11 protein-coding genes are annotated in these 13,445 nt (G+C 70.5%); 7 read left to right on the plus strand and 4 right to left on the minus strand.

All coding sequences use genetic code 11. The features are described from left to right. The first annotated feature begins 72 nt into the window (after positions 1 to 72). Together AB0F88_RS35280 and AB0F88_RS35285 are read left to right on the plus strand one after the other, a co-directional pair. Complete coding sequence (locus AB0F88_RS35280; protein WP_362694439.1) at positions 73 to 2,322, plus strand: molybdopterin-dependent oxidoreductase; 2,250 nt, start codon at positions 73 to 75, stop codon at positions 2,320 to 2,322. A gap of 187 nt (positions 2,323 to 2,509) precedes the next feature. Further along, positions 2,510 to 2,872, plus strand: a complete 363-nt coding sequence (locus tag AB0F88_RS35285; RefSeq protein ID WP_362694442.1) for a CBS domain-containing protein — start codon at positions 2,510 to 2,512, stop codon at positions 2,870 to 2,872. Between the two features lie 87 nt (positions 2,873 to 2,959). Here AB0F88_RS35285 and AB0F88_RS35290 read toward each other — a convergent pair whose 3' ends face one another. Further along, positions 2,960 to 3,982: a LacI family DNA-binding transcriptional regulator gene (locus AB0F88_RS35290; protein WP_362694445.1), complete on the minus strand. Its 1,023-nt coding sequence runs from the start codon at positions 3,980 to 3,982 to the stop codon at positions 2,960 to 2,962. Between the two features lie 107 nt (positions 3,983 to 4,089). Here AB0F88_RS35290 and AB0F88_RS35295 point away from each other — a divergent pair, with 107 nt between their 5' ends. From AB0F88_RS35295 to AB0F88_RS35315, 5 genes are read left to right on the plus strand one after another with little or no spacing between them, the layout of a single operon-like run. Then, positions 4,090 to 5,451, plus strand: coding sequence for an extracellular solute-binding protein (locus AB0F88_RS35295; RefSeq protein WP_362694448.1), 1,362 nt, complete (start codon positions 4,090 to 4,092; stop codon positions 5,449 to 5,451). A gap of 1 nt (position 5,452) precedes the next feature. After that, positions 5,453 to 6,343 carry a sugar ABC transporter permease gene (locus tag AB0F88_RS35300; protein WP_362694451.1) on the plus strand — a complete coding sequence of 297 codons (891 nt, stop codon included), beginning with the start codon at positions 5,453 to 5,455 and terminating at the stop codon, positions 6,341 to 6,343. Beyond that, positions 6,340 to 7,164, plus strand: coding sequence for a carbohydrate ABC transporter permease (locus AB0F88_RS35305; protein WP_362694454.1), 825 nt, complete (start codon positions 6,340 to 6,342; stop codon positions 7,162 to 7,164). Before AB0F88_RS35300 ends, AB0F88_RS35305 begins: the two co-directional genes overlap by 4 nt. A gap of 2 nt (positions 7,165 to 7,166) precedes the next feature. Then, on the plus strand, positions 7,167 to 8,015 hold the full coding sequence (locus AB0F88_RS35310; RefSeq protein WP_362694457.1) for an ROK family protein: 849 nt from the start codon (positions 7,167 to 7,169) through the stop codon (positions 8,013 to 8,015). Continuing rightward, the gene (locus AB0F88_RS35315; protein WP_362694460.1) at positions 8,012 to 9,076 is read left to right on the plus strand and encodes a glycoside hydrolase family 68 protein; all 1,065 of its coding nucleotides are present in this window, start codon (positions 8,012 to 8,014) and stop codon (positions 9,074 to 9,076) included. The genes AB0F88_RS35310 and AB0F88_RS35315 overlap by 4 nt, the downstream gene beginning before the upstream one ends. Positions 9,077 to 9,362: 286 nt before the next feature. Here AB0F88_RS35315 and AB0F88_RS35320 read toward each other — a convergent pair whose 3' ends face one another. The 3 genes from AB0F88_RS35320 to AB0F88_RS35330 form a co-directional block, all read right to left on the minus strand. Further along, positions 9,363 to 11,021, minus strand: a complete 1,659-nt coding sequence (locus tag AB0F88_RS35320) for a lectin (protein ID WP_362694463.1) — start codon at positions 11,019 to 11,021, stop codon at positions 9,363 to 9,365. Positions 11,022 to 11,072: 51 nt separating this feature from the next. After that, a complete protein-coding gene (locus tag AB0F88_RS35325; protein ID WP_362694466.1) occupies positions 11,073 to 12,884 on the minus strand; it encodes a family 43 glycosylhydrolase in 1,812 nt (603 codons plus the stop codon). A gap of 138 nt (positions 12,885 to 13,022) precedes the next feature. After that, the coding region (locus tag AB0F88_RS35330) for a non-reducing end alpha-L-arabinofuranosidase family hydrolase (RefSeq protein WP_362694469.1) at positions 13,023 to 13,445 on the minus strand (423 nt) is incomplete at its 5' end.

Consider the following 13,445-nt stretch of genomic DNA (forward strand, 5'->3'; position numbering starts at 1 on the left):
AGTTTATTGAGTTCTTTTCCGGAACTGACTAAGTTCCAAAAAAGAACTCACCGAGCATCGAGAGGGTTGATCATGGGCGAGTGGCGGCCGAGCGCCTGCATCCTGTGCGAATGCAACTGCGGTGTCGAGATCCTGGTCGGCCCGTCCGGGTCGTTCGACAAGATCCGTGGCGACAGGCTGCACCCGGCCTCCCAGGGCTACACCTGCAACAAGGCCCTGCGGCTCGACCGCTACCAGAACGGGCGCGCCGAGCGGCTGACCCGGCCCCTGCGCAGGCGGCCCGACGGGACCTTCGAGGAGATCTCCTGGGAGAGCGCGATCGGCGAGGTGGCCGCCCGGCTCGGCGCGCTGCCCGGAGAGTCGATCTTCTACTACGGAGGCGGCGGACAGGGCAACCACCTGGGCGGGTCCTACGCCACGGCGACGATGAAGGCCTTCGGAGCCAGATACCGCTCCAGCGCCCTGGCCCAGGAGAAGACCGGCGAGTTCTGGGTGAGCGCCCGCATGCTCGGCGCGCCGACCCGCTCCGACGTCGAGCACTGCGAGGTCGCGGTGTTCGTCGGCAAGAACCCCTACCAGTCCCACGGATTCCCCCGGGCCCGCACGGTGCTCAAGGAGATCGGCAGGGACCCGGCGAGGTCGATGATCGTCATCGATCCGGTCCGGACCGAGACCGCCGAGCTGGCCGACTTCCACCTGCAGGTACGGCCCGGGACCGACGTCTACCTGCTGACCGCGATGGCCGCCGTCCTCGTCCAGGAGAAGCTGGTCGACGAGGACTGGCTGGCCGAGCACGCCGACGGGCTGTCCGAGGTCCGCAAGACGCTGTCGGCCGTGCCGGTGAGCCGCTACTGCGCGACGGCCGGCGTCGAGGAGGACCTGGTCCGGGCGGCCTCGCGCAGGATCGCCTCGGCATCCTCGGTGGCGGTCACCGAGGACCTGGGCGTGCAGATGAACCGCGACTCCACGGTGGTCTCCTACCTCCAGCGGCTGCTGTGGCTGCTGACCGGCAACCTCGGCAGGCAGGGCACGCAGTACGCCTTCTCCAACCTGGCGCCGATCGCCCGGGACCGCGGGCACAGGGTCGGCGAGGGGCCGGTCAGCCCGGTCGCCGGAGCGAAGATCATCAGCGGGCTGGTGCCCTGCAACGTGATCGCCGAGGAGATCCTCACCGACCACCCGGCCCGCTACCGGGCGATGCTGGTGGAGAGCGCGAACCCCGCGCACTCCCTGGCCGACTCGCCGGCCATGCGTTCCGCGCTGGAGGCCCTGGACCTGCTGGTCGTCATAGACGTCGCGATGACCGAGACCGCGCGGCTCGCCGACTACGTGCTCCCGGCGCCGACCCAGTTCGAGAAGTGGGAGGCGACGTTCTTCACCTTCGACTTCCCGCGCAACATCTTCCATCTGCGCCGGCCGGTCGTGGACCCGCCGGACGGGCCGCTGCCCGAGCCGGAGATCCACGCACGGCTGGTGGAGGCCTCGGGCGCGCTGCCCCCGGAGGTCGTCGAGCCGCTGCGGGAAGCGGCCGCCCGGGGCCGTGCGGCGTTCGCCGAGGCGTTCCTGAACACCCTCGGCGCGCGACCGGAGCTCGCCCGGCTGGCTCCGGTACTGCTCTACCGGACGCTCGGGCCGACACTGCCCGACGGCGCCGCGGCCGCGGCGGTGCTGTGGAGCGCGGCGCACGGCTTCGTCCAGGAGAACCCTGCGGGAGTGAGGCGGGCAGGATACGGCGAGGGCCTGGAAGCCGGTGAGCGGCTCTTCGACGCGATCATCTCCAGCCCGCACGGTCTGGTCACCACCGACGACGCGCAGGAGGAGACCTGGCGGCGCCTGAAGGGCCGGCGCATCCAGCTCCACGTCCCCGAGCTCCTCGCCGAGGTGGCCGGACTCGCCGACCGGCCCGAACCCGCCGACGACCGGGAATGGCCGTTCGTGCTGTCGGCCGGCGAACGGCGTGCCTTCACCGCCAACACGATCATCCGGGACCCGGACTGGCGCAGACGCGACACGGGCGGGGCGCTGCGGATCGCGATCTCCGACGCCGAACGCCTGGGAGTGACCACCGGCGACCGGGCGATGCTGACCACCCGGCGCGGCAGCGTCGAGGTCGTCGTAGAACCGACCGACCGGATGCGTCCCGGGCACATCTCGCTGCCCAACGGGTTCGGGGTCGACCATCTGGACCCCGAGGCCGGCCGGGTCGTCACCGGGATCGCGCCCAACGAGCTCACCTCCAGCCAGGACCGCGACGCCTACGCGGGGACGCCCTGGCACAAGCACGTACCGGCGCGGCTCGTGGCGCTCGCCGAACCCCGGTGAGGCCGTTCGACGGGCCGGAGGGGGACCTGGGCCGCACCCCCGCGACCCACCCCCGCCGGCAGGCAGGGCATCCGCGTCGCCCGCGACGAAACCCGCGGCCGTGCATGGGCCGCCCGGCAGCTGAAAGGCCGTGAGAGTGGTATCGAACGTCCCCGTCGACACGCACGGCCGCACCGTTCGGGAAGCGATGATACGTACGGCCAAGCTGCATCCGGTCGAGACGACCGTCGCCGACGCGTCGGCCGCGTTCGAGAACGCGCACGTCCACCTGCTGTTGCTGGTCGAAGGGACGACGCTGCGCGGGACGCTCGACCGGCGCGACCTCATCGGGGCTCCCCGCGCCGCGCCCGCGCTGCGGTTCGCACGACTGGGCGGGCGCACGGTCGGGCCGGACGAGAGTCTCGCCCAGGTGCACGCGGCCATGGTCTCGTCCGGTCGGCGCCGCCTCGCCGTCGTGGATCCGGGTGGTGCCCTCCTCGGGTTGCTGTGCTTGAAATCGAAGCGAACGGGGTTCTGCACCGACCGGGGAGTGGCTTCCCGGTCTTCCTAGGCCGGACGGGACGCGCTCGCAGGGCCACCGCGCCCGCGCCTCGGCCGCCGGCCCGATCATCAAGGTCCTCGGCTCATCCCTCGCGGGTCACGGAGGCGCCACCGACTCCCGGTGTCTCACCGGCATGGCGACCCGGTGCACCCGGCCGGGCTCGGCCTGCTCGCCCATCTGGGCGAACAGCACCTCCACCGCCTTGCGGCCCAGTTCGTAGTGCGGCAGCGCCACGGTCGTCAGCTTGGGGCGCATCCACGACGCGATGGGGTGGTCGTCGAACGACACCACCGACACGTCCCCGGGAACCGAGAGCCCGGCGTCGTTCAACGCCTGGTAGGCGCCCAGGGCCAGCCGGTCGTTGAGGCAGATCAGCGCCCGGGGCCGGTGGCCGGCCAGCAGGGATCGGGTCGCGGCCAGGCCTTCCTCGGGCTGCCAGTCGGCGCAGACGCGGGCTCCGGCGATCCTCAGGCCGGCCTCCTCGATGCCGGTCAGGCGTTCCACCGCCGCGACGCGGGCGGCGGGCACGTCGCGCGACCTCGGTCCGGCCCCGATCAGGTAGACGTCCTCGTGGTGGCCCGCCTCCAGGAGCACCCGGGCCGCCGAACGGCCGGCACCGACCTCGTCCGGCACGATCGACGGCAGGCCGGAGGCCGACTTGGGCAGCGCGTTGAGCAGCACGGCGGGGCCGATGTCCTTCGGGACCTTGATCATCCGGGTGTACATGGCGGCCAGGATGATGCCGTCGACCTGGCGGTCCTGCATGGCGTGCAGCAGGCCGCGCTCCAGCTCGGGATCGCCCTCGGTCTCGCCGATGAACAACATCACGCCGCGCTCGCGGGCGGCCTCCAGGGCGCCCTTGATCATGTCTCCGGCGAGGCGGGAGGTCGCGACGGTGTCGGAGACGAAACCGATCGTGCGGGTCGTCCCGGTCCTCAATCCGACGGAGACCGCGTTCGGGCGATAGCCCAGCTCGTCCGCCGCGCGCAGTACCTTCTGCTCGACGTCGTGGGAAATGCGCAGCTCACGGCCCCTGCCCGTCATCACGAGCGAGGCGGTGGTACGGGACACTCCGGCCGCCTGGGCCAGATCGGCCAAGGTGACCCGACGTCGACTCACGGGAGAGACCTCCACCATTCCGACCGGATTACGGGGCCTTGACACCATCGGATGCGTGCGGTGAGACTATCGCATCGCTAATCCGATTTAGCAAAGGGAGACGCACCATGTCTCGTCGAGTTCACTCCCGCCGGAGCCGCGTGGCGATGGTGGTCATCCTGGGGGGAAGCCTGGCCGCCGCCTGCGCGGCGCCGGGAAGCGGCACCGCGCAGCCGACGGCCGCCGCGTCGTCGTTGTCGGCCGCGCCGACCTGCGGCACCGCGCCGGTCACGCTGAAGGGCTACTTCGAAACCGGATTCCCCCTGCCCAAGGCGCTCACCGCCGAGTTCACCAAGCAGCACCCGAACGTCACCTGGGACATCCGCGAGGACCAGTTCGCGGTGATCACCCAGAACGCCCCGCGCGTGCTGGCCGACGACCCGCCGGACCTGATGCGCCTTCCCCAGGTCTCCGAACTGGTCAAGAACAACCTCCTCAAGAACCTCGACGAGTACGCCAAGGTCTACGGCTGGGACAAGTGGCCCGCCTCCCAGCTCGAACAGATGCGCATGGCGCCCGGCGGCGCCGTGCGGGGTGAGGGCTCCCTCCACGCCATGGGCCTGAACTTCTCCATGACCGGCGTGTTCTACAACAAGAAGCTGGCCGAGCGGATCGGCATGACCGACCCGCCGGAGACCCTCGCCGACCTCGACGCCGCCCTGGCCAAGGCCAAGGACGCGGGCCTGGTCCCGATCGCCCAGTTCAACGGCGGCGCGACCGGCGGCCTGGCCTTCCCGCTCCAGGACCTGATGGCCTCCTACGGCCCGCCCGCGCCGATCAACGAGTGGATCTTCCAGAAGCCCGGCGCGACCATCGACACCCCGGCCAACCTCCAGGCGACCCAGCACCTGGAGAAGTGGGTCAAGGCCGGATACTTCTGGAAGGACGTCAACGCCGTCGACTACGCCACGATGATGAGCCGCTTCATCGGCGGCGACGGCCTGTTCATGTTCAACGGCGACTGGGAGTCGGGCAACCTCGACAAGAAGATGGCGGGCGACATCGGCTTCTTCCTGATGCCGCCGGCCCAGGCCGGCGGCAAGCGGGCCACCATGTCGGCCCCGCTGGCGTTCGGCATCGGGGCGAACGCCAAGAACGCCGACTGCGCCGCCGCGTTCCTCGACTGGGTCGCCACCGACACGCAGGCGCGCACGATCGGCGTCCAGGTCGGTGGCTCCCACCCGATGGGCCCGGCCGACGGGCCGATGCCGCCGGTGGCCGAGGACAGCGTGACCGCGAGCACGCTCGCGGCGGGCGCGCGGATCGCGCAGGACAACGGCGCGATGGACTTCATCGCCAACGCCACCGGCGCGATCTACGCCAAGAGCTGGACCCCGAACCTGCAGAAGCTGGTGGCCGGGGAACAGACCCCCGAAGGCCTGCTCAAGAGCGTGCAGGCCGACTACCAGAGCCAGGTCAAGGGAGGCTGAGATGAAGGCGGCCGCCAGACGGCGGAGCGGGCCGAGATGGGCCGGATGGGTGTTCGTGCTGCCCGCGGCCGCGTTCTACGTCGTGTTCGTGATCCAGCCGCTGGCCATGACGGTGCAGTACTCCCTCTACAAGTGGGACGGCATCGGCGTGGCCACCTGGGCCGGGGTCCAGAACTACCTGCGGGTCTTCACCGACCCCGACCTGTTCGCCTCCATCCTCAACGCGGTGAAGCTGATCGTGTTCTTCAGCGCGGTCCCGGTCGTGCTCGGGCTGGCCATCGCGGCGACGATCCGCCGCATCGCCACCAGCCGCCTCGCGCTGGTGGCCCGTACGGTCATCTTCCTGCCACAGGTCATCCCGCTGGTCGCGGCCGGGATCACCTGGAGCTGGTTGCTGTCCTCGACAGGGCTGGTGAACCAGATCCTCACGGCCGTCGGGCTGGAGGGGATCACCCGCGCCTGGCTGGGCGACTTCTCGACGGCTCTGCCGGCGGTCGGGGTGATCGGCGCCTGGGTGCTCCTGGGGCTGTGCACGCTCCTGCTGCTGGCCGGGATGAGCAAGATCGACCCAGCCCTGTACGAGGCCGCGCGCCTCGACGGCGCCGGACCCTTCCGCGAGTTCTTCTCGATCACCCTGCCCAGCCTGCGGCAGGAGATCGGGGTCTGCGTCACCGTCACGGTCGTGGCCGCGCTGGCCAGCTTCGACATCGTCTACGTCTCGACCCAGGGCGGGCCCGGCAACGCCAGCATGGTGCCCGGCCTGGAGATCTACTACCTGGCCTTCTCCGAACGCCAGGTCGGCCTCGCCTCGGCCCTCGCGGTGATCCTCACCGTGCTGGTGATCGCGTGCGCACTGCCGATCCAGTGGCTCACCAGGGAACGCAAATCATGATCTTCGATCGTCGTGAGGCCTGGACCGGCCGGGTGCTGCTGCTGGTGCTGATGGCGGCCACCCTGATGCCGTTCGTCAGCCTCCTCGTCACCGCGCTCCACCCCTCGGGCAGCTACCCGCTGGGTCTCGAGTGGCCCGACGACCCGCAGTGGGGCAACTTCGTCACCGCGTTCACCGCCGCCCGGATGACCGAGCTGCTCACGTCCAGCGCGCTGATCGTGCTCGGGGTGGTGCCGATCTCGCTGGTCATGGCCACCATGGCCGGATTCGCCATCGGGCACCTGCGCATCCCCGGGCGGCGGTTCGTCTTCGTGGCGTTCCTGCTGGGGGTGACGTTGCCGTTCGAGGGCATCATCACACCGCTCTACTACCTCGTGCGCGACATGGGCGTGCTGAACACCCGGTGGGCGATCATCCTGCCGCTGATCGGGCTGTTCATGCCGTTCTCGGTGTTCTGGATGCGGGCCCACTTCGTGAACATGCCCGAGGAACTGTCCGAGAGCGCCCGCATCGACGGCGCGGGGACCTGGCAGCTCTTCTGGCGGGTGCACGTGCCGCTGGCCGCCCCGGCGACCTCGTCGCTGGCGATCCTGCTGTTCCTGTGGACGTGGAACCAGTTCCTGCTGGCCATCGTGCTGGTCGACGACCCGCTGCAACGCACCATGTCCGGGGCACTGGGGGCCTTCCAGGGACAGTGGGGCACCGACATCCCGCTGCTGTGCGCGGGCTCGCTGCTCATCCTGACACCCACGCTCGCGGTGTTCCTGATCTTCCAGCGGCGTTTCGTCACGGCTCTGCTCCAGGGTTCACTGAAGGGATGACCATGTACGGAGCAGTCGAGGCCGGCGGCACCAAATGGGTGTGCGCGCTCGCCGACACCGACGGAAGGATCGTGGCCACCGAGGTGGTCCCGACGACGACCCCCGACGAGACCATCCCGGCCGCCGTCGCCTTCTTCCGCCGCCATCCCGCCCCGGCGGCGGTCGGCGTCGCCACCTTCGGGCCGGTCGACCTGGCGAGCGGGCGCATCACCACCACCCCCAAACCCGGCTGGTCGGGCACCGACGTGGTGACACCCTTCCGGGAGGGGCTCGGGGTGCCGGTCGGGCTCGACACCGACGTCAACGGTGCCGCCATCGGCGAGCTGCGCCACGGCGCCGGGCGGGGGCTGCACACGCTCGCCTACATGACCGTCGGCACCGGCGTCGGGGTCGGCGTGATCGTCGGCGGGCGCCCGCTGCACGGGCGCACCCACCCCGAGGCCGGGCACATGCGGCTGCCTCACGACACCGCGCGCGATCCCTTCCCCGGCGCGTGCCCCTTCCACGGCGACTGCCTCGAAGGGCTGGCCTCGGGGACGTCGATGCGGCGGCGCTGGGGGCGGCCCGCCCAGGAGCTCGGGGACGGCGAGCCGTGGGAACTGGAGGCGGAGTACCTGGCGCTGGCCGTGCACAACCTGGCCGCCGTCGTGTCTCCGCAGGCGGTGATCATCGGTGGCGGGGTCGGCGGCCGGCCCGGCCTGCTCGACCTGGTCCGGGCCCGCACCGCCGAACTGGCCGGCGGCTACCCCCTGGACACCGTCATCACCCCGCCGGGACTCGGGAACCTGTCCGGGATCACCGGCGCGGCGGAACTGGCCCGAGCGGCCCTGAACGGAAACGAGAACGAGTGAGCACGACGACCCGGTGGACGCGCCGCCACCTCGACCTGATCACCGAGGACCCGGCGACGACCGCGCCGCCCATCCTCGGCCCCGTCGAGACGGCGCTGCCCGGCCTGGACCTGTGGGACATGTGGCCGATCCAGGACGAGGACGGTGCCACGGCCCTCTTCGACGGCCGCGAACTCTGGATGGGCCTGACCGCCCCCGCGACCGGCCATCCGGAGGACCGCCACGACGTCGCCCGCATCCGCCTGCTCACCCCGGACGAGGGCACGTGGGCCGACCTCGGCGACGTCTTCCGCGACGGGGAGTCACCGGGCAGCCGCGAGTGGTCCGGCACGGCGATCCGTCGTGCGGACGGCACCGTGTCGGTCTTCTACACCGCGGCCGGGCACCGCGACGAGAAGCGGCCGACCTTCGTGCAACGGGTGATCGAGGCGCGCCTGCCGCTCGACGGGGGACCCGGACGGCCGGGACCGGCCGAGCATCGGGAGATCGTACGTTCCGGCGGCGAGTTCTACCTTCCGGCCGACGAACACGAAGGGGGGCCCGGGCGGATCCGGGCCTTCCGCGACCCCGCCTGGTTCCGGGGCCACCTGCTCATCGCGGCCTCCGTCCCGTGGGGCGACCGCCACATGGGCGCCGTCGCGCTGGCCGGCCCGGAGTCCGAGGGCCGGCCGCTGCGCCCGCCGCTCCTGGTCGCCGACGGGATCAACCGCGAGATCGAACGCCCGCACATCGTGGTCCACGGCGGCCTGCACTACCTGTTCTTCTGCACCCACCGCCAGTCGTTCGAGCCGGAGGGCGCCGCCCCGACCGGCCTGTACGGCTTCGTCTCCGCGACGATGGAGGGCCCCTACGAACCCCTGAACGGCTCCGGCCTGGTGATCGGGAACCCGCGGGCCCAGCCCGACCAGGCCTACGCCTGGATGGTGCTCGACGACCTGCGCGTGGTCAGCTTCCTCGACTACCGGGGTCCCGCCGAGCGGGCCCACTTCGGCGGGACACCCGCTCCGATGTCGAGACTGCGCCTGGAAGGCCCCCGCACCCGGCTCGAACCGCTCGGCTGAGGACGGGGGACCCGCTCGATCCCGTCGTTCCCGCGCCGCGGTGAGGATGGGACGGGCGCCGGCCGTCCACGTGCACGCGCGGTCGCGCAGCCCTTCCCCGGTCCGCGCGTCGAGGCTCTCCGCGAACCCCGGCCTCTCGCGCGGGCGGCGGAACAGGCCGCCGACCACGAACGCGCGAGCCCTGCCGCCCGGTCGAAAGGGGGCGGCAGGGCTCGGCTCCGGCGGTCAGGGACCTCTGCCCGCCAAGGCCGTCGAACGGCCTTTCAGGGGGCGGCGGACGAGAGGATCACCCGCGGTTCCAGCGCTGGTTGGCGCCGCCGGTGCACGTCCAGATCTGGACCTTGGTGTTGTTGGCCGTGGCGTTGCCGGCGACGTCCAGGCATTTGTTCGCGCCGACGGCGGTGATGGTGCCGTCGGTGTTGAAGCGCCACTTCTGGTTGTTCTGGCCGTTGCAGTCCCAGATGAGGACGCCGGTTCCGTCGGCGGTGCCGTTGTTGTTGACGTCCAGGCACTTGTTGCCGTAGACCCGCAGCTCACCGGCGGCGGTGGAGGTCCACTGCTGGTTGCTCTGGCCGTTGCAGTCCCAGATCACCACCAGGGTGCCGTTGGCCTGCGAGGCGCCGGTCACGTCGAGGCACCGGTTCGACCCCACACCCCGGATCGGGGTCGTGGACGCGGTGGGCGTGGGGGTGGGGGTGGGCGTCGGGTCGGGGTCGGGCGTGCCGCCGCTGACCCGGAACACGACGGTGCCGTGCGCCGGCACGCTCGCCGAGATGTTCCCGGTGGTCGAGGTGACGGCGTTGCTCCAGGCGTCACGCAGGCCGAAGGAGTTGCCGGACAGGCCGATGGCGGACGTGGTGGTGCTGATCGTGGTGGTGCTGCCGCCCTGGTTGAACAGGGCGACCGCGACGTCGCCGTTGCTCAGGCGCTTGGCCAGGATGCGGCGCGTGCCGTCGTTGCTGATCTGGGTGGCCTGGAGGCCGAGCGTGTCCTGGTTGATGGCGATCAGGTTCTGGTTCTTCAGGATGGTGCTGGTCGCGCTGTCCATGTTCCGGACGTCGTTCCCGGCGATCAGGGGCGAGGCCATCATGGCCCAGAGCGCGAAGTGGCTGCGCATCTCGGTGTCGGTCATGCCGCCACGGCCGACCTCCATCATGTCGGGGTCGTTGAACGCCCCGGGCTTGGCGTAGCCCGCCAGGGGGACGGTGACGTTGACGATGTTCTGGATGCCCATCGGGTAGCCGTTGGTCTGGCCGGTGTCCCACTTGTTGGTGATGTCCTCGGTGGTCCGCCAGATGTTGGCGACGTCGCCCCAGTTGCGCTGCGGGCCGGTCTTCTCGTGGATGCTGTTGGGGTTGATGCTGTAGAGGATCGGCCGCCCGGTCGCCGCCAGCGCGTCGCGCATCTTGGCGAAGATGCGCACCTGGTCGTTGATGGTGCCGGTGGGGGAGCACCAGTCGTGCTTCAGGTAGTCGACGCCCCAGGCGGCGAACTGCCGGGCGTCCTGGACCTCGCGGTTGAGGCTGCCGGTCGCGCCGGGGTAGGAATTGAAGTACTGGGCGCAGGTCTTGTCCAAGGGGGCCTGGTAGATGCCGAACTTCAGCCCTCTGGCGTGCAGGTAGTCGCCGAGCGCCTTCATGCCGCTCGGGAACCGCGACAGGTTGGGCTGGAGGTTGCCGGCGGAGTCGCGGTTGGGGTCCATCCAGCAGTCGTCGACGACGACGTACTGGTATCCCAGGTCGCGCATGCCGTTGCTGACCATGGCGTCGGCCGTCTGCTTGATCAGGGTCTCGTTGATGTTGCAGCCGAAGGTGTTCCAGGTGTTCCACCCCATCGGCGGGGTACGGCCCACGCCGTTCTCCAGGGCCTGCGCCTGGGTGGCGGGGGTGAGCGCCACGGCCAGCGCCGCCAGGCTCAGCAGCACACGTGCTCGTTGTTTTCTCATGGATGTCGCTCCTGGTGAGGGTCAGGTTCAGACGAGCGCAGGGGGGTCGCGCTACTGGAAGGAGGCGTCGTCGACGTAGAGGCCGTCGGTGCCCGCGGCCGTCTCGACGTAGAAGGAGGCGTTGGTCAGCGTCCCGGTCCACGAGACCGTCGCGGTGCCGGTGAGCTGGGTCCACCCGTTGGCGTTGACCGTCTGGGCCGGGGTGAGCTGGACGTAGTTCGTCGTGCCGTTCGCGGTGAGCGTCAGCGTCGCCTTCGCGCCGGGGGTGCCGCTCTGCGAGCGGACCCACACGCTCGTGGTGTAGCTCTTGCCGTTGGTGAGCCGCGCGGTCACGTTCTGGTGCGGGCCCTGCCAGGCGGACGTACGGCCGGAGTTGAGCAGGGACCGGCTGCCGCCGTGAGCCACATCGGTGGCGGAGGACAGGGTGCCGCCGGAGCTGGTCCAGCTCGTCGTGCCGTCCTCCATCGTGCCGTTGGCCAGCAGGTTCCCGCCGCCACCGCCGCTCGGGGCGAACTGCCACCAGTTGAGGTTGAACAGGTAGCCGCTGTTGCCGGCGAACCGGAGGTAGAGGTCACGCGTGCCGGTCGCGCCCGACACCGGGCAGGTGACCGAGGTCCAGCTCTGCCAGCCGCCGGTGCCGGGGACGGTGCAGGTGCCCACGAGGGTGCCGGTGGCACTGCCGAGGCGGACTTCGATCCGGCCGCCGCTGGTGCCCGAGGCCACCCGGGCGGTGAAGGAGGAGGCCCCGTTGCCGAACGCGACGCCCTTGACCTTGATGTGGTCGCCGTTCTCGATGAAGCCGACGTTCATGCCGCCCTCGCCGGAGGCTTCGGTCTCCACCCCGGATGCCCAGGCCATGGTCTCGGCCTCCTGGCGGACGAACGGGTCGAGGGTGCCGACCTGCGGTGGTCCTGCGGTGGTCATGTTGATGGTCGGGATGGTGCCGTCGGCGTTGTAGGCGAACCTCTCCACGGCCACCGAGCGGGTGTAACCGCTGCCGCCCGGCAGGGCCCCGTTGTGGTAGAAGAAGTACGAGCTACCGGCGAAGTCGACGATCCCGGCGTGGTTGGTGAAGCTCGACCCCTGCCTCGGCATGATCGTTCCCCGGTAGGTCCACGGCCCGGTGGCGCTGGGGGCCGTCGAGTAGCCGATGAACTCCGAGCAGCATTCGGCGGCGAACACGTTGTAGTAGAGGTTGTTGCGCTTGAAGACCCAGGGCCCCTCCTCGTAGAGGGTGGGGCGGCTGGCGTTGCCGTTTCGCGTGCCGAACCCCGCCGTGGTGAGCGGAATCTGGGTCGGGCCGCCGGAGAAGGAGATCATGTCGGTGTTCAGCCGGACGTACCACAGGCGGGGGTTGCCCCAGTAGAGGTAGGCCTGGCCGTTGTCGTCGATGAACGCGTGCGGGTCGATCTCGCCGTTCTCGACCAGCGGGCGGCCCAGCGCGTCCCTGAAGGGTCCGGTGGGGCTGTCGCCGACCGCGACGCCGATGGCCATCCCGCCGGTCGCCCGGTTCCGCACCGGCACGTACCAGTAGAACTTCCCGTTGCGGGGGATGACGTGGCCGGCCCAGGCGTTGGCGTCGGCCCAGGCGAAGGTGGCCAGGCTCATGGGCGAGCCGTGGTCGGTCCAGTTGGCCATGTCCGTGGAGGAGAAGACGCGCCAGTCGCGCATGGTGAAGTAGGTCGAACCGTCCTCGTCGTGGCCTGTGTAGACGTACACGCGGCCGTTGTGGACGAGCGGCGCCGGGTCGGCGGTGTAGATGGTCTGCACGATCGGGTTGTCCGCCCTGGCCGGGGACGGGAACAACACGGTCGCAAGAAGCAGGCCCACGGTGCACAGGACCGTGCGCAGAGCAGGTCTCACCTGTCTTCTCCCTCTGAAACGTGTTTTGCGGGGGGTGTTGGTAGGTCCCGGGCGCGGTGAGCGCTCCCTCCCCCGCGCCCGGGACCGGTTCAGGGGGTGATCGGCAGGGGAAGCCGGTCTGGATCGGCTGTCACGGTGTCAGCGCTGCAGGGTCAGCAGGCCGGGCCGGTAGGGCAGGAGGCCGTAGTCGACACCGTCGGACCTGGGGTCGCGGCCCTGGTAGAGCAGCTGCAGGTTGCAGGGGTCGACGGTCATGGTCTGGTCGGCGTTGGTGCGCAGCAGCTCACCGTGGCTGATGTCGTTGGTCCAGGTGGCGCCGCTGTTGACCTTGCCGGCGAACGGGTTGCTCTGGGTGGCGGCCTGCGGGGTCCAGGTGCCGCCCAGGCTGGTGGCGGTGAAGGAGCGGAAGTAGCGTCCCTGGGAGCCGATGGCCTCGACGATCATGAGGTAGCGGTTCTGGTTGGCCAGCTTGTAGACCTGGACCGCTTCGAAGAGGTTGTTGGTGGTGTCGCTCATGATGACGGTGGAGGTGGAGCCGAAGCTGCCGGGGAAGTTGCCGAT

The organism is Streptosporangium sp. NPDC023963 (assembly GCF_040639135.1).
Lineage (GTDB): Bacteria > Actinomycetota > Actinomycetes > Streptosporangiales > Streptosporangiaceae > Streptosporangium.

Bases quoted from the DNA above. Each gene is read 5' to 3' on its own strand.
- AB0F88_RS35280 (WP_362694439.1), top strand. From the start codon at position 73: ATGGGCGAGTGGCGGCCGAGCGCCTGCATCCTGTGCGAATGCAACTGC.
- AB0F88_RS35285 (WP_362694442.1), top strand. From the start codon at position 2,510: ATGATACGTACGGCCAAGCTGCATCCGGTCGAGACGACCGTCGCCGAC.
- AB0F88_RS35295 (WP_362694448.1), top strand. From the start codon at position 4,090: ATGTCTCGTCGAGTTCACTCCCGCCGGAGCCGCGTGGCGATGGTGGTC.
- AB0F88_RS35300 (WP_362694451.1), top strand. From the start codon at position 5,453: ATGAAGGCGGCCGCCAGACGGCGGAGCGGGCCGAGATGGGCCGGATGG.
- AB0F88_RS35305 (WP_362694454.1), top strand. From the start codon at position 6,340: ATGATCTTCGATCGTCGTGAGGCCTGGACCGGCCGGGTGCTGCTGCTG.
- AB0F88_RS35310 (WP_362694457.1), top strand. From the start codon at position 7,167: ATGTACGGAGCAGTCGAGGCCGGCGGCACCAAATGGGTGTGCGCGCTC.
- AB0F88_RS35320 (WP_362694463.1), bottom strand. From the start codon at position 11,021: ATGAGAAAACAACGAGCACGTGTGCTGCTGAGCCTGGCGGCGCTGGCC.